Origin of the sequence: Pseudomonas sp. BO3-4, from assembly GCF_034044115.1 — a bacterium.
GTDB classification, from domain to species: Bacteria; Pseudomonadota; Gammaproteobacteria; order Pseudomonadales; family Pseudomonadaceae; genus Aquipseudomonas; species Aquipseudomonas alloputida.
This window is the reverse complement of record NZ_CP139018.1, coordinates 1468440-1489428: the sequence shown is the minus strand read 5'-3', so window position 1 is coordinate 1489428 and position 20989 is coordinate 1468440. Positions and strand designations below refer to the sequence as shown.

24 protein-coding genes are annotated in these 20989 nt (G+C 62.2%); 10 read left to right on the top strand and 14 right to left on the bottom strand.

What is annotated here, in order from left to right:
* Nucleotides 1-168 precede the first annotated feature (168 nt).
* On the bottom strand, nucleotides 169-426 hold the full coding sequence (locus REH59_RS06930) for a DUF2790 domain-containing protein (protein WP_003254632.1): 258 nt from the start codon (nucleotides 424-426) through the stop codon (nucleotides 169-171).
* Between the two features lie 354 nt (nucleotides 427-780).
* Here REH59_RS06930 and REH59_RS06925 point away from each other — a divergent pair, with 354 nt between their 5' ends.
* On the top strand, nucleotides 781-1149 hold the full coding sequence (locus tag REH59_RS06925) for a GNAT family N-acetyltransferase (protein ID WP_240459591.1): 369 nt from the start codon (nucleotides 781-783) through the stop codon (nucleotides 1147-1149).
* Here the strand turns inward: REH59_RS06925 and def are convergent.
* The 3 genes from def to REH59_RS06910 form a co-directional block, all read right to left on the bottom strand.
* Complete coding sequence (gene def / locus REH59_RS06920; protein WP_003254635.1) at nucleotides 1104-1640, bottom strand: peptide deformylase; 537 nt, start codon at nucleotides 1638-1640, stop codon at nucleotides 1104-1106. The two genes, REH59_RS06925 and def, sit on opposite strands and share 46 nt — an antisense overlap.
* Nucleotides 1640-2596 carry a YihY/virulence factor BrkB family protein gene (locus tag REH59_RS06915; protein WP_003254637.1) on the bottom strand — a complete coding sequence of 319 codons (957 nt, stop codon included), beginning with the start codon at nucleotides 2594-2596 and terminating at the stop codon, nucleotides 1640-1642. The genes def and REH59_RS06915 overlap by 1 nt, the downstream gene beginning before the upstream one ends.
* 155 nt (nucleotides 2597-2751) lie before the next feature.
* A complete protein-coding gene (locus tag REH59_RS06910; protein WP_012051514.1) occupies nucleotides 2752-2931 on the bottom strand; it encodes a CsbD family protein in 180 nt (59 codons plus the stop codon).
* Between the two features lie 235 nt (nucleotides 2932-3166).
* Here REH59_RS06910 and REH59_RS06905 point away from each other — a divergent pair, with 235 nt between their 5' ends.
* Nucleotides 3167-3547: a hypothetical protein gene (locus REH59_RS06905; RefSeq protein ID WP_003254641.1), complete on the top strand. Its 381-nt coding sequence runs from the start codon at nucleotides 3167-3169 to the stop codon at nucleotides 3545-3547.
* Nucleotides 3548-3552: 5 nt separating this feature from the next.
* Here REH59_RS06905 and REH59_RS06900 read toward each other — a convergent pair whose 3' ends face one another.
* Nucleotides 3553-4389, bottom strand: coding sequence for a S1 RNA-binding domain-containing protein (locus tag REH59_RS06900; RefSeq protein ID WP_320450448.1), 837 nt, complete (start codon nucleotides 4387-4389; stop codon nucleotides 3553-3555).
* Between the two features lie 130 nt (nucleotides 4390-4519).
* On the opposite strand from REH59_RS06900, the gene REH59_RS06895 reads away from it, so the two are divergent.
* Entirely contained in the window at nucleotides 4520-5380 is an 861-nt protein-coding gene (locus tag REH59_RS06895) for a DUF6279 family lipoprotein (protein ID WP_003254646.1), read from the top strand.
* A gap of 19 nt (nucleotides 5381-5399) precedes the next feature.
* Here the strand turns inward: REH59_RS06895 and aceK are convergent, their stop codons facing one another.
* Nucleotides 5400-7115 carry a bifunctional isocitrate dehydrogenase kinase/phosphatase gene (aceK, locus tag REH59_RS06890; RefSeq protein ID WP_003254647.1) on the bottom strand — a complete coding sequence of 572 codons (1716 nt, stop codon included), beginning with the start codon at nucleotides 7113-7115 and terminating at the stop codon, nucleotides 5400-5402.
* A 204-nt stretch (nucleotides 7116-7319) separates the two neighbouring features.
* Between aceK and REH59_RS06885 the strand changes: the two genes are divergently transcribed.
* Nucleotides 7320-8195, top strand: a complete 876-nt coding sequence (locus REH59_RS06885) for a DMT family transporter (RefSeq protein ID WP_014860686.1) — start codon at nucleotides 7320-7322, stop codon at nucleotides 8193-8195.
* Nucleotides 8196-8208: 13 nt separating this feature from the next.
* Nucleotides 8209-8667: a DUF4265 domain-containing protein gene (locus tag REH59_RS06880; protein ID WP_004576044.1), complete on the top strand. Its 459-nt coding sequence runs from the start codon at nucleotides 8209-8211 to the stop codon at nucleotides 8665-8667.
* A 3-nt stretch (nucleotides 8668-8670) separates the two neighbouring features.
* On the opposite strand, the gene REH59_RS06875 is transcribed toward REH59_RS06880, so the two are convergent.
* Nucleotides 8671-9552, bottom strand: coding sequence for a DMT family transporter (locus REH59_RS06875; RefSeq protein WP_012051511.1), 882 nt, complete (start codon nucleotides 9550-9552; stop codon nucleotides 8671-8673).
* Between the two features lie 195 nt (nucleotides 9553-9747).
* On the opposite strand from REH59_RS06875, the gene REH59_RS06870 reads away from it, so the two are divergent.
* Nucleotides 9748-9876, top strand: a complete 129-nt coding sequence (locus REH59_RS06870) for a hypothetical protein (RefSeq protein ID WP_003254652.1) — start codon at nucleotides 9748-9750, stop codon at nucleotides 9874-9876.
* Nucleotides 9877-9986: 110 nt separating this feature from the next.
* On the opposite strand, the gene REH59_RS06865 is transcribed toward REH59_RS06870, so the two are convergent.
* Together REH59_RS06865 and cysK are read right to left on the bottom strand one after the other, a co-directional pair.
* The gene (locus tag REH59_RS06865; protein WP_014590045.1) at nucleotides 9987-10922 is read right to left on the bottom strand and encodes an aspartyl/asparaginyl beta-hydroxylase domain-containing protein; all 936 of its coding nucleotides are present in this window, start codon (nucleotides 10920-10922) and stop codon (nucleotides 9987-9989) included.
* Between the two features lie 173 nt (nucleotides 10923-11095).
* Nucleotides 11096-12070: a cysteine synthase A gene (cysK, locus tag REH59_RS06860; protein ID WP_003254654.1), complete on the bottom strand. Its 975-nt coding sequence runs from the start codon at nucleotides 12068-12070 to the stop codon at nucleotides 11096-11098.
* Nucleotides 12071-12202: 132 nt separating this feature from the next.
* Between cysK and REH59_RS06855 the strand changes: the two genes are divergently transcribed.
* The 3 genes from REH59_RS06855 (at nucleotide 12203) to REH59_RS06845 (ending at nucleotide 15501) form a co-directional block, all read left to right on the top strand.
* Entirely contained in the window at nucleotides 12203-13276 is a 1074-nt protein-coding gene (locus REH59_RS06855) for a DUF748 domain-containing protein (protein ID WP_004576042.1), read from the top strand.
* Between the two features lie 187 nt (nucleotides 13277-13463).
* Nucleotides 13464-14309 (top strand): AAA family ATPase, encoded by an 846-nt coding sequence (locus REH59_RS06850; protein ID WP_003254658.1) that lies wholly within the window; start codon nucleotides 13464-13466, stop codon nucleotides 14307-14309.
* A 13-nt stretch (nucleotides 14310-14322) separates the two neighbouring features.
* A complete protein-coding gene (locus tag REH59_RS06845) occupies nucleotides 14323-15501 on the top strand; it encodes a vWA domain-containing protein (RefSeq protein ID WP_014860687.1) in 1179 nt (392 codons plus the stop codon).
* Between the two features lie 117 nt (nucleotides 15502-15618).
* On the opposite strand, the gene REH59_RS06840 is transcribed toward REH59_RS06845, so the two are convergent.
* From REH59_RS06840 to REH59_RS06825, 4 genes are read right to left on the bottom strand one after another with little or no spacing between them, the layout of a single operon-like run.
* Nucleotides 15619-16536, bottom strand: a complete 918-nt coding sequence (locus tag REH59_RS06840; RefSeq protein ID WP_014860688.1) for a biotin-dependent carboxyltransferase family protein — start codon at nucleotides 16534-16536, stop codon at nucleotides 15619-15621.
* Nucleotides 16533-17219, bottom strand: a complete 687-nt coding sequence (gene pxpB / locus REH59_RS06835) for a 5-oxoprolinase subunit PxpB (RefSeq protein ID WP_003254664.1) — start codon at nucleotides 17217-17219, stop codon at nucleotides 16533-16535. The genes REH59_RS06840 and pxpB overlap by 4 nt, the downstream gene beginning before the upstream one ends.
* Nucleotides 17219-17995 (bottom strand): 5-oxoprolinase subunit PxpA, encoded by a 777-nt coding sequence (locus REH59_RS06830; protein ID WP_014860689.1) that lies wholly within the window; start codon nucleotides 17993-17995, stop codon nucleotides 17219-17221. The genes pxpB and REH59_RS06830 overlap by 1 nt, the downstream gene beginning before the upstream one ends.
* 9 nt (nucleotides 17996-18004) lie before the next feature.
* Nucleotides 18005-19291: an MFS transporter gene (locus tag REH59_RS06825; protein ID WP_010955247.1), complete on the bottom strand. Its 1287-nt coding sequence runs from the start codon at nucleotides 19289-19291 to the stop codon at nucleotides 18005-18007.
* A 130-nt stretch (nucleotides 19292-19421) separates the two neighbouring features.
* Between REH59_RS06825 and REH59_RS06820 the strand changes: the two genes are divergently transcribed.
* Nucleotides 19422-20333: a LysR family transcriptional regulator gene (locus REH59_RS06820; protein ID WP_003254668.1), complete on the top strand. Its 912-nt coding sequence runs from the start codon at nucleotides 19422-19424 to the stop codon at nucleotides 20331-20333.
* Nucleotides 20334-20467: 134 nt separating this feature from the next.
* Here the strand turns inward: REH59_RS06820 and REH59_RS06815 are convergent, their stop codons facing one another.
* Nucleotides 20468-20989, bottom strand: coding sequence for a DUF2937 family protein (locus REH59_RS06815; protein WP_003254669.1), 522 nt, complete (start codon nucleotides 20987-20989; stop codon nucleotides 20468-20470).

The window sequence follows — 20989 nt, the reverse complement described above, 5'->3', positions numbered from 1 at the left end:
CATAGGGGGCACGGTGTGTGACGCGTGCCTTCAGCTATGGTCGAACGGGAAGCGGAGGATTCGACAGGCGAGGACATTATTCTGTATTGGCGGAGCACCTGGGTGATCGCATCAGGGCCAGCAAGTGCCCGCCACAGCGTTTTCAGCCCCTGTGGCGGGCACCGCCAGTCAACCCTGCTGGCAACCTTCTCCCATGGCACGGTACTGGATGGTGTGCACCTGGCCCTGATGGTCTTCATAGGTCATGGTCGCAGGTACCACTTCGCAGACATTGGGGATGGTCGACAGGTTGATCACCCGCTTGATGTCCAGGTTCATCGAGTAGTCGTACTGCTGAGCCACAGGCTCGCTGGAGACGGGTTTGGCCTCATCGGCGAGGGCGAACGAGGACATACCGACCAATGCAAGAATCAGTAATGGTTTCATGTGGTTTTGCCTTTAGAGCGTTCAAGCTGATCGATTGACTTCTATTGCCGTATCCGGCGCGGAGAAGTTGTCATCTAGGGTCTAGATGGCACGAAGTACCGATCCCGCTTCGTACTGCCAGGGGGGATGAAGAAAATTCTACTCCCGGCCAGTAATAGTTGAACCCCGGAGTCGGATATTCACCCTTGCCGGTTTTGCAACAATCTGCGACAAAGTGGCCGCAAATCATCAGGCCAGAGCCTCTGGCCACGTTTCAGGGTAGGACTCACCATTTCTGAAAAATTGTCCTGTTCGACGCTTTCGGACACAGAACGCCGTTTGCTGGACCACTTCTACCGCCAGCACAGCTCACGCATGCGCGCTGCAAGCGACGCCGAACTGTGGGTAGCGCGGGACCCTGGCATCATCGCCGGGCTGAGCCTGAGTGCGGTGGGTGAGGGATTCTGGCTGACGGGCCTGTTCGTCGCCCCGCAGCGACGCAACCAAGGGGTGGCCGCGCAGTTGATGGAGGCAGCACTGTCGCAGGTTGACGGGCCCGTCTGGCTGTTCTGTCATCCCGACCTGACGCCCTTCTACCAGCGCCTGGGTTTCGACCTGGCCCAACAGCTGCCAGAAGCCCTGGCCAGCCGCCTGCTTCGCTATCAGCGCAACAAACGCCTGGTAGCCCTGCAGCGAGGTCAGTCGTCGCTGACCTCAAGCCCAGGGAACAGCACCTCGGTGTAGCCGAACCTGGCAAAGTCCTGGATGCGCGAGGGGTATAGCCGGCCGATCAGGTGGTCGCACTCGTGCTGCACCACCCGCGCATGGAAGCCATCGGCAAAGCGGTTGATCGGGTTGCCCTGGGGGTCGATGCCCTGGTAGCCGATATGCTTGAAGCGCGGCACCACGCCGCGCAAGCCAGGCACCGACAGACAACCTTCCCAGCCGTCCTCGATCTCGCTTGAGGTCGGGGTGATGACCGGATTCAGCAGAATGGTCTGCGGCACCGCCTCGGCATCGGGGTATCGCTCGCTGCGCTCGAAGCCGAAGATCACCAACTGCAGGTCGATGCCGATCTGCGGGGCGGCCAGGCCCACACCGCCTACGTGACGCATGGTTTCGAACATGTCGTCGATCAGTTGCTGCAGTTCGGCACTGCCAAGCATGTGCTCGGGCACTGGCGGAGCGATGCGCAGCAGGCGTTCGTCGCCCATCTTGAGAATGTCACGGATCATCAGGGGTTCGGCTCGACGCTATGAGGCTTGCTCGGGTTCGGGTGCTCGTGACCCAGTACAGTCAAGGTTTCCTTGGGCTTTTCCCCGTCGAAGTCCTTCTCGCCCGGGTTCTTGCCTTCGGCTGACATGTGCTCGATCACCGCATTCATTTCGGCGCCGAGCAGCAGCACGGCAGCCGAAATATAGAAATACAGCAACAGCACGATGATTGCACCAATGCTGCCGTACATGGCGTTGTAGTCGGCAAAGGTCTTCACGTAGTAGGCAAAGCCCAGTGAGGCCACGATCCACACCACAACCGCCAGCACCGAACCCGGGGTGATGAAGCGAAACTGCTGTTTCACATCAGGCATCACGTAATAGATCAGGGCCACTGCCACCATCAGCAGAATGATGATCACCGGCCAGCGCAGGATGGTCCACAGTGTGACGATGAACTCCTGCATGCCGATCTGGGCGGCTATCCATTCCATCACCTGCGGGCCCAGCACCATCAGCGCTGCGGCCGCCAGCAGCATGCCAGCCAGGCCCACGGTGTAGAAAATGGAAAGCGGGATACGCTTCCACACCGGGCGCCCTTCGGGCACATCGTAAGCGGCGTTCATGGCGCTCATCATCAGGCGCACGCCGGCGGAGGCGGTCCACAGGGCGATCACGATACCCACCGACAGCAGCCCGCCCTTGGATTGTTGCAGCTGGTCGATCACCGGGTTCACCTGCTCCAGCGCCTGGGGCGGCAACACCAGTTCCGATTGCAGACGCAGCCAGGAGAAAAAGTCCGGCAAATGCAGGAAACCGATCAGGGCAATCAGGAACAACAGGAAGGGGAATAGCGAGAACAGCGCCTGGTAGGCCAGCGCTGAGGCATAGGTGGACATCTCGTCGTCGAGGAATTCCTTGACGGTGCGAACCAGCACGCGGTGCAGGGGCAAGCCGCGCAGGTCGGGGAAAATCATAGCGTCTCCTTTCGCCGCTTGATCGTTACACAGGCAAGTCTAATAGACCGTGCCCGTGCTGTGCTGCTCCCGGCCGTGATTGAAGAATTTGCTTACGTAGAGTGCCGGCCTCTTCGCGGCATTACCCGCCAGAGGCCGGCACAGGCCGCCTCAAGTCAAGGCTTCTTCACCGCATCCTTCACATTGCCCTTGACCTGTTGCGCCTCGCCTTTAAGCTCCTGCGCCTTGCCTTCGGCCCGCAGCTTGTCGTTGTCGGTCACCTTGCCAACACCCTGTTTCACGTTGCCGATCGCTTCGTTGGCCAAGCCTTTCGCTTTGTCTTTAGTACCGCTCATGGCAAAACTCCTGCAAATGGAGACACGTGAACCGTGTCGACAGTAGGTTGACCCAACGCCTGGGCCAGGAGTTTCAACGGATTTTCCGGCCAGAAGCCGAACGGTAAAACGGCAGGCGAATACCGCCCAAGCCCGCGAAGAGGCCGGCACAGGCACCGCAAGTCACAAACCTTGCCCCGCCCCGTGCCACCCCTCACAATGCAGGCCTTCATAGCGTCAACTCGCAGGAACCTGCATGAAACTCGACAAACCCGCCGCCATCGCCCGGCGCAACGAAGCACTGGCCCGGCCGGTGCTGACCAGCAGCAATACCCTGTTCGCCATCCTGGACAACAAACGCAACCTGTGGTGGTTCGAAGTGCCAGTGGCACTGCTGGGCAAGGGCCAGGCCGACTGGGTCAACCTGCTGCTGCACACGCCAGAAAGCGATGAACTGCAGCACCTGAAGGTGCCCACCAATTTCCTCAAGGCTCACCTGGAGCAAATGGAAGTGCGCAAGCCTGGCAAGCGCCGCTCCACCATCAGCCTGGCCCTCAGCGCCGACCGTGACTCGCTGCTGCGCGACACCCGTCCGGGTGGCGAGCAGCTGGACTTCCGCAACTTCGTACAGGCGTAAGGCCGTCAGGCTTTCTCGATGCGATCGTCATGGATGACGATCAGGCCCTGCTTGAACAACCCGCCAATGGCCTTCTTGAAGTTGCCCTTGCTGACGTTGAATAGCTTGCTGATCAACGCAGGGTCACTCTTGTCGCACACCCCCAACACCCCGCCTTCGGCTTCCAGGCGCGCCATGATCTGCTCTTGCAGGGTGTCCGACAGGGCGGCGCCTACCGGCTGCAGGCTCAGTGAAAGCTTGCCGTCCTGGCGCACTTCCTTGATGAAACCCTTCTCGTGCATGCCCGAGCGCAAGAACTTGAACACCTCGTTCTTGTGGATCAGGCCCCAGTGGCGGTTGTTGATGATGGCCTTGAAACCCATCGGCGTTTCGCCGGCCACCAGCAGCTCGACCGGCTGGCCAACCTTGTAGTCGGCCGGGGTGACATCGAGGTAGCGGTCCAGGCGCGACGTGGCAGTGATCCGGCGGGTGCGCTTGTCGAGGTACACGTGCACCACGCAGTAATCACCGATCTTCAGCGGCCGAGCCTCTTCCGAGTACGGCATCAGCAAGTCCTTGGACAGGCCCCAGTCCAGGAAGATACCGGCACCGTTGATGTCCTTGACCTTCAGGCTGGCGAACTCGCCAACCTGCACCTTGGGCTTCTCGGTAGTGGCGATCAGCTGGTCTTCGCTGTCCAGGTAGATGAACACGTTCAACCAGTCATCGACCTCGGTCTCGGCGTTTTTCGGGATGTAGCGCCCGGGCAGCAGGATTTCGCCATCGGCGCCGCCGTCCAGGTACAGACCGAAGTCCACGTGTTTCACGATTTGCAAACTGTTGTAACGCCCAAGCAGAGCCATTTCCGATGATCCTCAAGACAAGGCGGCTATTCTACACCTGAAGCCACCACATGGCCCGACCACTCATGCAGTGGAACCGCCAGGCCGCACTTGCATCTACCTTCTGGCCAGCCTGAGGAAGGAACAGCACATGCCGCTACGCCTGCCCAAAGCCCTGCTTATCGCCATCGGCTTCGCCCTGGCCTTGGCCGCCTGCAGCCGCATCGACCTGGCCTATCGCAACCTCGACCGCCTGGTGCCGTGGTCGCTGAGCGACTACCTGGACATGAACCGCGAGCAAAGGGCGCTGCTGGACGATCGGTTGCGCGAGCACCTGGCCTGGCATTGCAAGACTCAACTGCCCGGCTACCTCGACTGGCTCGACCGGCTACGTGACATGGTCGCCGACGACCAGGTCACCGACCAGGCCCTGCAGCAAAGCACCCGGGAGGTCCGTGAGGCAATTGGTCGGGTGGCCGAGGAAATCACCCCTTCGGCCACCGAACTGCTGCGCGGCATGAGCGACGACCAGGTAGCGCAGATGCGTGAAGCCTTCCGCGATGACATCAGTGAGCGGCAAAAGCAGTATGTGGATACGCCATTGCCGAAGCAGATGGCCCGCCGTAGCGAGCGCATGGAAAAACGCCTGACGCCATGGTTTGGCGAGTTGACGGCGGTACAGAAGCAACGCATCCAGACCTGGTCTCAAGCGCTGGGTGACCAGAACCGTGAATGGATCGCCAACCGTGCCCACTGGCAACAGCAACTGCTGTTGGCGATGAACCAGCGCAACGACTCCAGCTTCGAGCCGCGCCTGGCGACCTTGTTGCAGCGCAAGGAGAGTTTGTGGACACCCGAGTACCGGGCGGCGTATCAGAATACCGAGCGACAGGCGCGCAGCCTGCTGGTGGACCTGGTGCGGCAAAGCACCCCGCAACAGCGGCGGTTCCTGCAGGAACGGCTGAGCAAGGTGCGTACCCATTTGAGCGAGATGAAGTGTTTGAAGGCGTGACAGGTCTGTTCGACCTGATTCACCGGGCCTTGCGCCGATACGGAAACACATCGATCACTTTCCCCTCACGTATCGCCGCCTGCAGCCCCTTCCAGTAATCCGCGTCATACAGTTCCCCATGCAAGCGGCTGAACAACCGCCGCTGGCCCATATCGGCAAACAGAAACGGCGGAAACTCTTCGGGGAACACATCATGCGGCCCGATCGAGTACCACGGCTCGCCCGACATTTCGTCCTCCGGGTAACGCGGTGGCGGAATGTGGCGGAAATTCACCTCGGTCAGGAAGCTGATTTCGTCATAGTCGTAGAACACTACCCGGCCATGGCGGGTCACGCCGAAGTTCTTCAGCAACATGTCGCCGGGGAAGATGTTCGCCGCCGCCAACTGCTTGATGGCCAGGCCGTAGTCCTCCAGTGCCTCCAGCACCTGGCCCTCGGTGGCATGCTCCAGGTACAGGTTCAACGGCGTCATGCGCCGCTCGGTCCAACAGTGGCGGATCAGCACCGTGTCGCCCTCCAGCGCCACCGTCGACGGTGCCACCTCCAGCAACTCGGCCAGGCAATCCGGCTCGAACTTGCTGCGCGGAAAGCGAAAATCGGCAAACTCCTGGGTGTCGGCCATACGCCCCACCCGGTCGACGCTCTTCACCAGCCGGTACTTGTCGATCACCGTGGCGCGGTCCACGGTTTTCGATGGCGAGAAGCGGTCCTTGATGATCTTGAACACCGTATTGAAGCCGGGCAAGGTGAACACGCTCATGACCATGCCCCGTACCCCTGGCGCCATGACAAAGCGGTCATCACTGCTGGCCAGGTGGTTGATCAGCGCGCGGTAGAACTCCGACTTGCCCTGCTTGTAGAACCCGATCGAGGTGTATAGCTCGGCAATGTGCTTGCCCGGCAGGATGCGCTTGAGGAAATTGACGAACTCGGCGGGCACCGGGACATCGGCCATGAAGTAAGAGCGGGTAAACGAAAAGATGATCGACACCTCGGCCTCGTCGGTGATCAGTGCATCGGCCTCGATACCGTGGCCCTCGCGGTGCAACAAGGGAATCACCAACGGCCACTGCTCATCGCTGTTGTACAGGCGGCCGACCAGATAGGCCCCCTTGTTGCGGTAAAGCACGGGTACAAACAGCTCCACGGCCAGCGCCGGGTCCTTGCACACCCAGTCGGGCAGGCATTCGCGCAGTTGTTCTTCCAGCCGCGCCAGGTCGCCTTCCAGGTCGCCATAGGGCATGTCGAACGGGTAATCGGCGAACACCGCGCGCAGCAAGTTCCTGAGACTGCCATCAAGCCGATAGGTACGGGTTTGCGCGGCGCGCTCGCGGCCGCGCATGGAAGGCCGGGTCGTGTGGATGAACATGCAGCCGTCGCTGATCAGGTCATGGCTGAACAGGCTGCAAAACAGCGAGTTGTACCAGGTCTCTGCCAGCTCGTCGTCCAGGCGGGGGTCAATCAGGTGGATATAGGCGTTTTTCACCAGCGGCCACTGTTCCACGTCCAGCAACACCTCTGCGGCAAAGGCCTGGCGCAGCCAGCCATTGACTTCGGCGACTTTCTCTTCGTAGAGATTGATGCGGGCGGCGGCGGCCTGCTGAATATCCTGCCAGCGCGCCTGCTCGAAGCGCTGGCGAGCACCCAGGGTGATGCGCTGGAAATGATCGCGGTAGTCGTCGAAGCCGGCGAGGATCATCCGGGCGATTTCGACAGCGGGCCAGGGCTGGGACATGCGTGGGGCCTCGGAACTGGGATTGAGTACAGAGCTTAGCCGCCCTTGGCTTCATGGGTTACTGCCATTGAAGGCCCGAGCTGTAGTTGCAGCTGCCTTGCCCAGAGCCCCGCAGCCCAAGAGGAATTACACAGCAAGAAAGCACAAGAATCCCCCCGCCCCGTGGCGTACACTCGCGCCCCTGCCTTACCTCCGGAGACCGTTGTGAGCCCCATCGCCCTAGCCCGCCTGCTGACCCTTGCCGCCGTCTGGGGAGCGAGTTTCCTGTTCATGCGCATCATCGCCCCCGAACTGGGCACGGTGCTGACCGCGTTCTTCCGGGTTTCCATCGCCTGCCTGGGCCTGATCGTGCTTCTGGCCGCCGCCCGCGTGCGCTGGGACTTCCAGGGCAAGCTCGGTGCGTGCCTGGTGCTGGGCATGATCAACTCCGGCATCCCCGCCACCTTCTACTCGGTGGCGGCCCAGGTGCTGCCGGCCGGCTATTCGGCGATCTTCAACGCCACCACCCCGCTGATGGGTGTGCTGGTCGGCGTACTGTTCTTCCGCGAGCCAATGACCCTGGCCAAACTCTGCGGCATCTTCCTTGGCCTGTTCGGCGTCGGCATCCTCAGCGGCGCCGGCCCGGTGGCACTGGACATGGCCCTGCTGCAAGGCGCCCTCGCCTGCCTGGCGGCCACCACCTGCTACGGCTTTGCCGGGTTCCTCGCCCGCCGCTGGATCAGTGGCCTGGACAGCCGTCTTTCCGCGCTGGGCAGCATGCTCGGCGCAACGCTCATGCTGACCCCGCTGTTCGGCTGGAGCGCACTTACCCAACCGCCCGCCAGCTGGGGGGGCTGGGAGGTGTGGTTGTCGTTGCTGGGGCTGGGTTTGCTGTGCACCGCCTTTGCCTACATCCTGTACTTCCGCCTGCTCGAGGAAATCGGCCCGGTAAAAGCCAGCACCGTGACCTTCCTGATCCCGGTATTCGGCGTATTGTGGGGGGCATGGCTGCTGAATGAGCCGTTGTCGATGGCGCACCTATACGGCGGCCTGCTGATTGGCCTGGCCTTGTGGCTGGTGCTGCGCCCGGCGCGCAGCTGAAGCGGAGTACGGCATGAACAGCGCGTACAAGAAGGTCCTGTTCCGCCTGGAACAGGACGAGAACGGCTACCCACCAGCCTCGGTCGAGGGCCTGTGGGCCAAGGCCGTGGAAGGCGGCTATGCCATCGACAACATCCCCTTCCATGTCTATGGCATCGCCCCAGGCGACGTGATCGACACCCGCGAGGAAGCAGGCGAAACCTGGTTCGCAGCGCTGCGCCACAGCAGCGGCAGCTCGGTGTTCCGGGTGGTCGTCAAACCACCGGAAACCCTCGACCAGGTGCGCGCAGCATTGCTGGATTTCGGCTGCGCCTGTGAAACCGAGCAAGCAGTGAAGATGTTGGCGGTCGAGGTCCCACCGCAACGCTCGCTCGATACCCTGCTCTACTACCTGCTCACCCAGCGCGAAGCCGGCCTGCTGGACTTCGAGGAAGGCGTGTTGCGCCACGCCATCCCCGAAGAATTCCGCTAGGGCCTACGCCTCGGCCAGGCGCGCGGCAGGCTTGCGAAACACGAACAGCAGCCCTACCACGATCAGCCCCATGCCCAACAGGCTGAGCGGTGCCAGGCGGTTACCGAAGATCAGCAAGTCCATTACCGCAGTCACTGCCGGCACCAGGTAGAACAGGCTGGTGACATTGACCAGGTTGCCCTTGGCGATCAGCCGGTACAGCAGCAAGGTTGCCAGCAGCGAGACCACCAGGCCCATCCACAGCAGCGCACCGACGAAGCTGCCGGTCCACTCGACATGAAGCGGTTGCAGAGGTGCGAACAGCGCGCACATGGCAAAGCCGGCCAGGTACTGCAGCGGCAGTGTGCCCATGGGGTTGTCGGTAATGCGCTTCTGCAGGATCGAACCAAAGGTCATGCTGACCAACGCCAGCAGGGCGAACAGCATGCCCGCCAGCGATACCCCGCCCAGGTTGATGCCCTGGTAGACCACCATGATCAAGCCACCCAACCCCAAACTCAGGCCGAACAAACGGCTCCAGGAACGCTGGCGTTCCATCAGCACCACGGTGAGGATCGGTTGTACCCCCATCACCGTGGCCATGACGCCGGGGGTGACATGGGTATCAAGTGCCAACAGATAGAAAATCTGATAGGCACCGAGCAGCACACAACCGGTACCCAGGGCGCGCAGAATGCTCCCGCGAGTACGCGGCCAGCGCAGCCCTAGCAACGGGCCGATCAGCAACAGGCCGGCCAGGGCCAGCGCCGAGCGCAACAGCAGAAAGGCAAACGGGCTGGCATGCGCCAGGCCGAGCTTGGAGACGATCGCCCCGCTGCTCCACAGCAGGACGAACAGGCAGGTAGTGGCCGCCGAGGCCACGGACGTTTTGGTAAAGACAGACATGAATTGCCACCTGATAGTAGGCAGATAAGCCAAACGGACGGCGTGCGCTTCAACGTGAGCAGTAGCCGACCGTGTTCAGTACGTTGCGCGTGCGAAGGGTTGCGGCACGAAGCCGATCAGCCCAGCACAACCACGCAATGAGGCGGAGCTACGCCGCCTACGACGCCACTGACAGGTGGTGGGGAGTGACAGATCATGACCGGCTGCTGGCTACCACGCACGACCAAGCCCGCGACTGGCGCGATGGCAAAGCGTGTGGTGGAAGGGATGGCTGGCATGAACGCGGTCTTTGAGAAAGTGAATGTTCTGGAATATAGCGAGTGATTCTTCGCGGCACAACCCCGCTGCCACAAGCGCACCCTCGTCCTTGAAGGATGAGGCGCACCGGTGGCAGCGGGCTTGCCCCGCAAAGGGGCCGGTTAGCGCAGAAAAAATCAGAACAACCAGCGATACAACAGATACGCCACCACCACCGCCAGTACCGGCCGCAGCACGCGGTAAGCCTTGGGGTTGGCGCGCTTGAACTGCTTGACGTGGTTGCTGATCCTGTTGCTGAAGCGCTTGCTCCAGGCGTACGCCTGGTTGATCCCGCCCACGCGCTCGTCGTCGGTGTTCTGCGGCGCGGTGGCGCGGCCGAGGAAGGCACTGACCTTACGGTTGATGCGCGTCATCAGCGGGCTACTCAGCGGGCGCTCGATGTCACAGAACAGGATCACGCGGGTAACGTCGGTTTCGTTCTTGACCCAGTGCACGTAGGTTTCGTCGAACATCACGTCTTCGCCATCACGCCAGGCGTACTGCTCACCGTCCACGTAGATGCGGCATGCGTCGGAGTTGGGCGTGGACAGCCCCAGGTGATAACGCAGCGAGCCTGCGAACGGGTCGCGGTGCGGGTTCAGGTGGCTGCCGCCGGGCAGCAGGGCAAACATTGCGCCTTTGACATTGGGGATGCGGCTGACCAGCTCGACAGTGCGCGGGCACAGGGTTTGCGCCGAAGGCAGGGGTTTGTCGTACCACTTCAGGTAAAAGCGCTTCCAGCCTTTCTTGAAGAACGAACCGAAGCCGGCGTCGTTATCTTTCTCAGCGGCACGGATATAGCCTTCGTCGAACAGGCGCATGGCCTCTTCGCGGATTTCCTGCCAGTTGTCCTTCAACACGTCCAGCTCGGGGAAGCGCTGGCGATCCAGGTAGGGCTTGGACGGCACGCCGGAAAACAGGTACATCAACGCGTTGTAGGGGGCGAACAGCGCCGAATGGTTGACGAACTGGCGCAACACCGGCAGGCGGGCCTTGCCGCGCAAGTGCACGAACAGCACGCTGCCGAAAAACACCAGCAAGACACCCGCCTTGGCTGCAAAGGAAAAGGTCATGCTTTCACTCCTTGAGGAAGAGTCAGGGCTGCGCTGCCTGCTCTCCAGAAAATCATCCTGCCATCATAAACCGATCCCGCCGCGGTAAAAACAACCCGGGCGGGATCGCATTCATGAAGATTTTGCAATAAACCAGGCCGCCGATCGTTGCGCCGGATCAGCGGGAAGGCCGATTACTGCTGGTTTTCCTGCTCGCTGAACATGTCGCTGAACAGCATGCTCGACAAATATCGCTCGCCCGAATCGGGCAGGATTACGACGATGGTCTTACCCTGCATTTCCGGTTTTTCGGCCAGGCGCACCGCTGCCGCCATTGCCGCACCGCAGGAAATACCACAAAGGATGCCCTCTTCCTGCATCAGACGAATCGCCATGGCCTTGGACTCTTCGTCGGTCACCGTCACCACTTGGTCGACGATCGACAGGTCGAGGTTTTTCGGCACGAAGCCGGCGCCGATGCCCTGGATTTTGTGCGGGCTTGGCTTCAGTTCTTCGCCGGCCAGGGTCTGGCTGATCAGCGGCGATGCCACGGGCTCCACTGCCACCGACAGGATGGCCTTACCCTGGGTATGTTTGATGTAACGCGACACGCCGGTGATGGTGCCGCCAGTGCCCACGCCTGCCACCAGCACGTCGATGGCGCCGTCCGTGTCGTTCCAGATCTCAGGGCCGGTGGTTTTCTCGTGAATGGCCGGGTTGGCCGGGTTTTCGAACTGGCCCGGCAGGAAGTACTGCTCCGGGTCGGAGGCGACGATTTCGTTGGCCTTCTCGATGGCGCCCTTCATGCCCTTGGCCGGATCGGTCAATACCAGCTCGGCGCCCAGTGCCTTCAGCACCTTGCGGCGCTCCAGGCTCATCGAGGCGGGCATGGTCAGCATCAGCTTGTAGCCGCGGGCGGCGGCGACGAAGGCCAGGCCGATACCGGTGTTGCCCGAGGTGGGCTCGACGATGGTCATGCCCGGTTTGAGCTTGCCGCTGCTCTCGGCGTCCCAGACCATGTTCGCGCCGATGCGGCATTTGACCGAGTACCCGGGGTTGCGCCCTTCGATCTTGGCCAGGATGGTCACGCCGCGCGGGGCGATGCGGTTGATCTGCACCAGCGGCGTGTTACCGATGGAGTGGGCGTTGTCTGCAAAGATACGGCTCATGGCAGGGGTCCTTGGCATGAAAAAGCAGGGAAATGCCTCAAGGGTAAGCCTGCTGCGGTGGCCCGTAAAGCCTGTTCGAACTCAGCCCGGCACGTTGCGGTCAACCGCACATCCCGCCTTGGAGACAGCCTCATGAAAGCCCGCTATCGCTGGCCGCTGGTCGGCCTGGCCAGCCTGATCGTGCTGCTGGTGGCGCTGCACCTGGCCCTGCCCTACCTGGTGCGCGACTACCTCAACGACAAGCTGGCCGACATGGGTGACTACCGCGGCCAGGTAGCCGATGTGGACCTGGCCTGGTGGCGCGGTGCCTATCAGATAAACGGGCTGAAAATCGTCAAGACCACCGGCAAGGTGCCCGTACCGTTTCTCGACGCCCCACTGATCGACCTCTCGGTGAGCTGGCATGCGTTGTGGTACGACAAGGCAGTGGTGGCGGAGGTGACCTTCGTGCATCCCGAGCTGAACTTTGTCGACGGTGGTAGCAAACAGGCGTCGCAGACCGGCCAAGGTACCGACTGGCGCCAGCAGCTGGAAAAACTCCTGCCCATCACCCTCAACGAAGTGCGTATCGACAATGGCGTGCTGACGTTCCGCAACTTCAATTCCAAGCCACCAGTCGACCTCAAGGCCACCCGGTTGAACGCCAGCATCCGCAACCTGACCAACGTGCGCGACCAGAAAGGCCGTCGCGACGCAAGTTTCGAAGGCACGGCGCTCATCGCGGGGGATGCGAACGTAGAAAGCCGTGCCACCTTCGACCCTTTCAGTGATTTCGACGACTTCGAATTCAGGCTTCGCGCCACCGGCATCGAGCTGCGCAAACTGAATGACTTTGCCAGCGCCTACGGCAAATTCGACTTCAATGCCGGGCACGGTGACGTGGTCATCGAGGCCCAGGCAGAAAACGGCCGGCTGAACGGCTATATAAAACCGCTGCTGCGTGATGTCGACGTGTTCGACTGGCAACAGGACGTCGAGGAAAAGGACAAGGGTTTCTTCCGCTCGGTGTGGGAGGCCTTGGTGGGGGCGACCGAGACGGTGCTGAAGAACCAGCCGAAAAACCAGTTCGCTACCCGGGTGGAACTCAGCGGCAGTGTGCGCAAGCAGGATGTCAGTGCCTTCGAGGCGTTCCTGCAGATCCTGCGCAACGGGTTTGTCCAGGCATTCAATGCGCGCTATGAGCAACCAGCGCCGAAGTCTGACTGAGACAGCGTGACGGGGCATTCAGGGACTGAATACCCGGTCTGCGTTTGCAGCCGCCTGGCCCCGCGTTATAGTCGGAAACAAATCCGGATTATGTGCTGCCTGTTCGGGCCGCTTCGCGGGTAAACCCGCACCTTCAACCCTGTACCGCGAAAAGGCCCGCACAGCCCTAAACAGAGGACAACCCCCCATGAAGTTCGAAGGCACCCGCGACTACGTCGCCACAGACGACCTGAAACTGGCGGTAAACGCGGCCATTACCCTCGAACGCCCGCTGTTGGTCAAGGGCGAACCGGGCACCGGCAAAACCATGCTCGCCGAGCAGTTGGCGGCCTCGTTCGGGGCGCGCCTGATCACCTGGCACATCAAATCCACCACCAAGGCCCACCAAGGCCTCTACGAGTACGACGCGGTCAGCCGCCTGCGCGACTCGCAGCTGGGCGTGGACAAGGTGCACGATGTGCGCAACTACCTGAAAAAGGGCAAGCTCTGGGAGGCCTTCGAGGCCGACGAGCGGGTCATCCTGCTGATCGACGAAATCGACAAGGCCGATATCGAATTCCCCAACGACCTGCTGCAAGAACTCGACAAGATGGAGTTCTACGTCTACGAAATCGACGAGACCATCAAGGCCAAACAGCGTCCGATCATCATCATTACCTCGAACAACGAAAAAGAGCTGCCGGACGCCTTCCTGCGCCGCTGCTTCTTCCACTACATCGCCTTCCCCGACCGCACGACCCTGCAGCAGATTGTCGACGTGCACTACCCGAACATCAGCCAGTCGTTGGTCAGCGAGGCGCTGGACGTGTTCTTCGACGTACGCAAGGTGCCGGGCCTGAAGAAAAAGCCGTCCACCTCCGAGCTGGTCGACTGGCTCAAGCTGCTGATGGCCGACAACATCGGTGAAGCGGTGTTGCGCGAACGCGACCCGACCAAGGCCATCCCGCCGCTGGCCGGTGCGCTGGTAAAAAACGAGCAGGATGTACAACTGCTCGAGCGCCTGGCCTTCATGAGCCGGCGCGGCAACCGCTGACAGGAGCAGGGCCATGCTGCTCAATCTGTTCAATGAGATGCGTGCGGCCAAGGTGCCGGTTTCGGTGCGTGAACTGCTCGACCTGCACCAGGCCTTGCAAAAGCGCGTGGTGTTCGCCGACATGGACGAGTTTTACTACCTCGCCCGCGCCATCCTGGTGAAGGACGAACGCCACTTCGACAAGTTCGACCGTGCCTTCGCAGCCTACTTCAAGGGCCTGGAAAACCTCGACCGGCACATCGAGGCGCTGATCCCCGAAGACTGGCTGCGCAAGGAATTCGAGCGCTCGCTGACCGATGAAGAACGCGCGCAGATCCAGTCGCTGGGCGGCCTGGACAAGCTTATCGAGGCCTTCAAGCAGCGCCTCGAAGAGCAGAAGGAACGCCACGCTGGCGGCAACAAGTGGATTGGCACCGGCGGCACCAGCCCATTCGGCTCGGGTGGCTTCAACCCCGAGGGCATCCGCGTCGGTGACGCCGGCAAGCGCCAGGGCAAAGCGGTAAAAGTCTGGGACCAACGCGAGTACAAAAACCTCGACGACCAGGTCGAGCTTGGCACCCGCAACATCAAGCTGGCCCTGCGCCGGCTACGCAAGTTCGCCCGCGAAGGCGCCGCCGAAGAGCTCGACATCGACGGCACCATCGACCACACCGCGCGTGATGCCGGGTTGCTGAATATCCAGATGCGCCCCGAGCGGCGCAACACCGTGAAGCTGCTGTTGCTGCTCGACATTGGCGGTTCGATGGATGCCCACGTCAAAGTCTGCGAAGAGCTGTTCTCGGCCTGCAAGACCGAGTTCAAGCACTTGGAGTATTACTACTTCCACAATTGCGTTTATGAGTCGGTGTGGAAGAACAACCTGCGCCGCACGTCCGAACGTTTTTCCACCTTCGACCTGCTGCACAAGTACGGCGATGACTACAAGGTGGTGTTCGTCGGTGACGCGGCCATGGCGCCCTACGAGATCACCCAGCCGGGTGGCAGTGTAGAGCACTGGAACGAAGAAGCCGGGTATGTGTGGATCCAGCGTTTCATGGAAAAATTCAGGAAGGTCATCTGGATCAACCCGTACCCCAAGCAGGCCTGGGAGTACACCGCCTCGACCCATCTGGTGCGCGACCTGATCGAGGACAAGATGTATCCGCTGACCCTGCAAGGGTTGGAGGACGGGATGCGCTACCTGTCCAAGTGAGGTTGCCTGCACCGGCCCTTTCGCGGGCTCGCCCGCTCCCACAGCCCCACATTCACAACCTTCAAATGCAGTGCTATCCCTGTGGGAGCGGGCAAGCCCGCGAAAGGGCCAGCAGCCTTACGACCAACGCCCCAGGTAAAGCTGCTGCTCCCGCCAGGCCTCGTCCTGCACCACCGCCCTGAACCGTACCACCGCCCCCGGCATGCACTGCGCCAGTTGCGCCAGCGCCAGCGGCGTCAGCGCGCCCAGCCGCGGGTAACCACCAATGGTCTGCCGGTCATTGAGCAACACGATCGGCTGCCCGTCCGGCGGCACCTGTACCGCTCCCAGCGGGATCCCTTCGGAGATCATCGGCGCCCCTTGGTACACCAGCTGCGGCCCCAACAACCGGATGCCCATGCGGTCGGCCCGGCTGTCCAGCGTCCATTCCCGGTTGAATGCCTCGAACAGGCTGGTACCGCTGAATTCACCGATCTGCGCGCCCATCACCAGGTCGAGCACCGGCTTTGGGGCGAACTGTGGGCACAACGCGTGCGGCACTTCGCGCAGGGGTGCACTGCTACCGGTAAAAGCCAATGCCTGGTGTTTAGCCAGCGCCCCCCCCTGGCCATCGATGCCACCCAGTGCTTCACGTACCACGGTGGCACAACTGCCCAGCACCTCCTCACCCAGGAGCCCACCCGGTGCCGCCAGATACGCCCGCACACCCACTTTGGGCTGCTTCAGGGTCAAGCGCTGCCCCTTGGCCAGGGCAAAGCTGCGCCATGGCGCCAGCGGCTGATCATCGACACACGCATCCAGGTCGGCACCGGCCAGGGCCAACACGCAATCCTGTTCAGCCACCACGCAAAAACCACCCAGCGCCACCTCGACCACCGGCGCCCCCAACGGGTTGCCCAACAACCAGTTGGCCCAGTGCATCGCCACCCAGTCCAGCGCCCCGCCCTGGGTCACGCCAAGGTGGCGCACGCCGAAGCGCCCGGCATCCTGTAACTGGCACAACGGCGTACTGGCCTCAATCATCAACTGCTTCATCCCTGCGCCTCCACATCACCACCCATGGCCAGGAATTCGCTGCGCGAAACCGGCACGAAGCGCACCCGGTCACCGGGTTGCAAAAGGCTGTAACCCTCACGCTCACGGTCGAACAACCGCACCGGGGTGCGCCCGATCAGGTTCCAGCCACCCGGCGATACTGCCGGGTAGGCCGCCGTCTGGCGCTCGGCAATACCCACGCTGCCCGCCGCCACGCGCTTGCGCGGGGTACTCAGACGAGGGCTGGCCAGGCGCTCGTCGACCAGGCCCATAAAGCCGAAACCAGGCGCGAAGCCCAGGGCAAACACCGGGTAATCACGTTCGCCGTGCAACCGAACAATCTCCGCTTCACTCAAGCCGCTGCGGGCCGCCAGCACAGGCAGCTCGGGGCCGACACTGGCGTCGTACCACACCGGGATCTCGTGTCGGCGGCCGCCACTGCCGGTGTCAGGCTGCAAGCCGTCCAGCGCCTGAGCGATTCGCGCCCTGGCCTCGCCCGGCGGCAGGGCAGACTGCACCATCAGCGTGGTGTAGGACGGCACCAGGTCCAGCAGGTGCTCGCCGAACGCCGCGCTCAAGCGCCGGCTGGCGGCGAGCATCCATGGCATGTTGGCCTCATCGATACGGTCGAACAGGCGTACCATCAGGCTATCGATGGCGACCACTTCAATTCGCGGTTTCATCACGCCTCCAGCCCATCGAGGGCCTGGCGAATCTGCCGCACCGCCGCCACCGAACTGTCGTTGTCGCCATGCACGCAGAGGGTGCGGGCGGCAAGCTGCAAGGCACTGCCATCGTCAGCCAACAGCGTTTCGCCTCGGGCCAGACGCACCGCCTGCTCCACCACCCGCGCCGGGTCGTGATACACCGCGCCCGGCAGGCGCCGCGACAGCAGATGGCCGCTGGCGGTGTAGGCGCGGTCTGCGAACGCCTCGAACCACAGCGGCACGCCGATTTCATCGCCCAGTGCCTGGGCGGCACGGTTGTCGGCGGTGGCCATCAGCATCAATGGCAGGTTGCTGTCATAGGCCGCTACGGCCTCCAGCACGGTACGCAGCTTGAGCGGGTCGGCCATCATGTCGTTGTACAGCGCGCCATGGGGCTTCACATAGGCCACACGACCACCCAGCACTTTGCAGATGCCATCCAGCGCACCGATCTGGTAATGCAGCAGGTCGCGGATTTCTTCCGGGCTGCAGGCCATGGAACGGCGGCCGAAGCCGACCAGGTCCGGGTAGGCCGGATGCGCGCCGATAATCACCCCGTGCTCCAGCGCCAACGTCACCGTGCGACGCATGATACCGGGGTCGCCAGCGTGGTAGCCGCAGGCGATATTGGCGCAATCGATGTAAGGCATGACCTCGGCGTCCAGGCCCATGCGCCAGCTGCCGAAACTCTCACCCATGTCGCAATTGAGTAGCAGGCGTTCCACCACGCGGTCTCCCTTGTCGTTGTGCATAGGCCTACCTTACCGCGCCTGCAGCTGTTTGCCGCGGGTTTCAGGCAAGCTCAAGGCCGCCACGATCACAATGCCGTAGGACACCGCAGAAAACACGCCGATACCCAGGCCCAGCGGAACATTCTGGCCGAGCATGCCGATCATCAACGGAAACAGCGCGGCAATGACCTTGCCGATGTTGTAACAGAAGCCCTGCCCCGAACCCCGAATGCGCGTGGGGAACAGTTCGGTCAGAAACGCCCCCATGCCGCTGAAGATACCCGAGGCGAAGAAGCCCAACGGGAGGCCCAGCCACAGCATCACGCCATCGCTGACCGGCATCTGCGTGTACAACAGCACAATGACGAAAGAGCCCACGGCGAACAGGATGAAGTTCTTCTTGCGCCCCAGCAGATCGGACAGATAAGCACTGACCACATAACCCATGTACGAGCCGACGATCACCATGGCCAGATAGCCCCCCGTGCCCAGCACACTCAGGCCGCGTTCGTTCTTCAGGAAGGTTGGCAGCCACGAGGTGATGGCGTAGTAACCGCCGAGCGCGCCGGTGGTCAGCAGGGATGCCCGCACGGTGGTCCAGAGCATCCCCGGCGCGAAGATTTCGTAGAAGCGCGAGGGTGCCTCGGCGTTTTCCACTGCCTTGGCCTTACGATAGACCTCAGGGTCCTTGACCAGGCGGCGAACGAAGATAACGAAGATTGCCGGTACCAGCCCCAGCAGGAACAACGCACGCCAGGCCTGCTCTGCCGGCAGCCAAGAGAACAGCAGCGCATAGAGGATGGCTGTGAGGCCCCAGCCGATTGCCCAGCCGGACTGCACCATGCCCACCGCCTTGCCGCGGTCCTGGGCGCGGATCACCTCGCCGATCAACACCGCGCCGGCGGTCCACTCGCCACCGAAGCCAAAGCCCATCAGGGTTCGGGCAATCAGCAATTGCTCGTAGTTCTGAGCGAAGCCGCACAGGAAGGTGAAGAAGGCGAACCACAACACCGTCAGTTGCAGGGTACGCACCCGGCCGATGCGGTCGGAGAGGATACCGGCCACCCAGCCTCCTACAGCCGAGGCGATCAGCGTGCTGGTGTGGATCAAACCGGCTTCGGTGGTGGTGATACCCCACAGCATGATCAGCGTAGGGATGACGAAACTGAGCATCTGTGTGTCCATGCCGTCCAGGCCATAGCCAATCTTGCAGCTCCAGAAGGTACGTCGTTGCTGTTTGTCGATGTCACGGTACCAGGCGAAAGGCCCGGACGAAGGGAGGGTACTGACCTGCTGCTGCACGCCGGTGGGGTTCATGGATGCCTCGGCTTGTTGGTATTGTTTTATGGGCGACATGAAGCGTCGCGGCCTGGGCGTCATTGTTCAGAGGCCGCCTCGCCTGCGTCCAACGAAAAAAACCGCCGGTCTGGAACAAGAAAAACTGATCATGAACCTTCGCTTCCTCGAAACCTTCGTCTGGGTCGCCCGGCTCAAGAGCTTCCGCCTGACGGCAGAAAAGCTGTTCACCACCCAGGCTTCGGTATCCAGCCGTATTGCCGCACTGGAGGCTGACCTGGGCGTGAAGCTGCTGCTGCGCGACTCCCGCGGCGTCAGCCTGACCCCGGAGGGCGGCAAGGTACTGGAATACGCCGAACGCATGCTGGAAACCGCCAAGGCCATGAAGCAGTCGCTGGACAGCGACCGGGCCAAGGTCGGGCGCATTCGCATCGGGGTAATGGACACGGTGATCCACACCTGGATGAGCGCACTGGTGGCGGAGCTGACCGAGCGCTACCCGCAGGTGGAAATCGAACTGGTGGCCGACACCGCGCTGAACTTGCGCGAGCAGCTGCAGAAGGGCTTTCTTGACGTGATCTTGCAGACCGACTTGCTGCGCGAGCAATCGATCCGCAGCCTCGACCTGGCGCGCTACCCAATGGGCTGGGTGGTGGCCGCAGGCGCCCACCAGCACCGGGACTATGCGTCGCTGGCCGAACTTGGGCGCGAGCGCATCATCACCTTCTCGAAGAATTCACGGCCGCACCAAGAGGTGCTGAGCTTGCTGCAGGCTGCGGGGGCAGAGGCGCCTCGGTTGAATTGTGTGAACTCGGTGGCGGCGATTACCCGGCTGTTGCGCGACGGTTTTGGCATTGGCGCGCTACCGCCGGCGCTGGTGGATGCCGAGTTGGGCCGGGGCGAGCTGGTGCTGCTGGAAGGGTTGCAGCCGCCGCCGAGCCTTGAGCTGGTGGTGGCGTGGCAGACCGGGGTGGCGTTGGTCGATGAGGTGGTTGGGGTTTGCCGGCAGGTGTTGGAGCGGTATGCCCGGGATGTGGGGGGGCAGCGGATCGTACTGGTCTGAACAACAGTCTCTGCCTGTACCGGCCCTTTCGCGGGCTCGCCCGCTCCCACAGGTACAACCTGGCCCGCCAGGCCTGTGATGATCCTGTGGGAGCGGGCTTGCCCGCGAAAGGGCCGGTACAGGTACAGCAGAACTTAGCGCCAGCTCTCTTTCACTACCCTGCGCCGCCCGCCCAGGATCAGCCAGCCAATCCCCAGCAACAGGCTTTCGACCACAAAGGCCAGCACAAAACCGGCACCCACACCCCAGCCAATCGCCTCGGGCACCAGCAGAATCTGGTAGCTGTAGCCATTGAGGGTTTCTTCACGCAACTGCGGGTCGGCCTGTACCAGCACATGCCAGGTACGCTCAGCCCATGACCCTTGCAGCACCTGCCATTCGTTTTCCAGCAGTTCGTTGCGGATCATCAGGCTTTCGATGCTGTTGGCATCACTGTTGAATACCGGGTCGTCGCTGCTGCGGTAGTGCTGCAGCAGTGCCTGCAAGTCGCCCTTGAAAAAGCGCTCGGCCGTTTGCCGGAACCCATCGAGTGCCTCGCGCGATTCGAACAGGTGCGCCTCGACCCGCTGGCTATAGTCCTTGACCAGCCCCGGGACCTGGATACCGGCCAGCAGGCCGAAGGTGAACAACAGCAATCGCAGGTAACTTCTGAACAT

Coding starts and splice junctions, on each gene's coding strand:
- REH59_RS06930 (WP_003254632.1), bottom strand. CDS start 426: ATGAAACCATTACTGATTCTTGCATTGGTCGGTATGTCCTCGTTCGCC.
- REH59_RS06925 (WP_240459591.1), top strand. CDS start 781: ATGCGCGCTGCAAGCGACGCCGAACTGTGGGTAGCGCGGGACCCTGGC.
- def (WP_003254635.1), bottom strand. CDS start 1,640: ATGATCCGTGACATTCTCAAGATGGGCGACGAACGCCTGCTGCGCATC.
- REH59_RS06915 (WP_003254637.1), bottom strand. CDS start 2,596: ATGATTTTCCCCGACCTGCGCGGCTTGCCCCTGCACCGCGTGCTGGTT.
- REH59_RS06910 (WP_012051514.1), bottom strand. CDS start 2,931: ATGAGCGGTACTAAAGACAAAGCGAAAGGCTTGGCCAACGAAGCGATC.
- REH59_RS06905 (WP_003254641.1), top strand. CDS start 3,167: ATGAAACTCGACAAACCCGCCGCCATCGCCCGGCGCAACGAAGCACTG.
- REH59_RS06900 (WP_320450448.1), bottom strand. CDS start 4,389: ATGGCTCTGCTTGGGCGTTACAACAGTTTGCAAATCGTGAAACACGTG.
- REH59_RS06895 (WP_003254646.1), top strand. CDS start 4,520: ATGCCGCTACGCCTGCCCAAAGCCCTGCTTATCGCCATCGGCTTCGCC.
- aceK (WP_003254647.1), bottom strand. CDS start 7,115: ATGTCCCAGCCCTGGCCCGCTGTCGAAATCGCCCGGATGATCCTCGCC.
- REH59_RS06880 (WP_004576044.1), top strand. CDS start 8,209: ATGAACAGCGCGTACAAGAAGGTCCTGTTCCGCCTGGAACAGGACGAG.
- REH59_RS06875 (WP_012051511.1), bottom strand. CDS start 9,552: ATGTCTGTCTTTACCAAAACGTCCGTGGCCTCGGCGGCCACTACCTGC.
- REH59_RS06870 (WP_003254652.1), top strand. CDS start 9,748: ATGACCGGCTGCTGGCTACCACGCACGACCAAGCCCGCGACTGGCGCG.
- REH59_RS06865 (WP_014590045.1), bottom strand. CDS start 10,922: ATGACCTTTTCCTTTGCAGCCAAGGCGGGTGTCTTGCTGGTGTTTTTC.
- cysK (WP_003254654.1), bottom strand. CDS start 12,070: ATGAGCCGTATCTTTGCAGACAACGCCCACTCCATCGGTAACACGCCG.
- REH59_RS06855 (WP_004576042.1), top strand. CDS start 12,203: ATGAAAGCCCGCTATCGCTGGCCGCTGGTCGGCCTGGCCAGCCTGATC.
- REH59_RS06850 (WP_003254658.1), top strand. CDS start 13,464: ATGAAGTTCGAAGGCACCCGCGACTACGTCGCCACAGACGACCTGAAA.
- REH59_RS06845 (WP_014860687.1), top strand. CDS start 14,323: ATGCTGCTCAATCTGTTCAATGAGATGCGTGCGGCCAAGGTGCCGGTT.
- REH59_RS06840 (WP_014860688.1), bottom strand. CDS start 16,536: ATGAAGCAGTTGATGATTGAGGCCAGTACGCCGTTGTGCCAGTTACAG.
- pxpB (WP_003254664.1), bottom strand. CDS start 17,219: ATGAAACCGCGAATTGAAGTGGTCGCCATCGATAGCCTGATGGTACGC.
- REH59_RS06830 (WP_014860689.1), bottom strand. CDS start 17,995: ATGCACAACGACAAGGGAGACCGCGTGGTGGAACGCCTGCTACTCAAT.
- REH59_RS06825 (WP_010955247.1), bottom strand. CDS start 19,291: ATGAACCCCACCGGCGTGCAGCAGCAGGTCAGTACCCTCCCTTCGTCC.
- REH59_RS06820 (WP_003254668.1), top strand. CDS start 19,422: ATGAACCTTCGCTTCCTCGAAACCTTCGTCTGGGTCGCCCGGCTCAAG.
- REH59_RS06815 (WP_003254669.1), bottom strand. CDS start 20,989: ATGTTCAGAAGTTACCTGCGATTGCTGTTGTTCACCTTCGGCCTGCTG.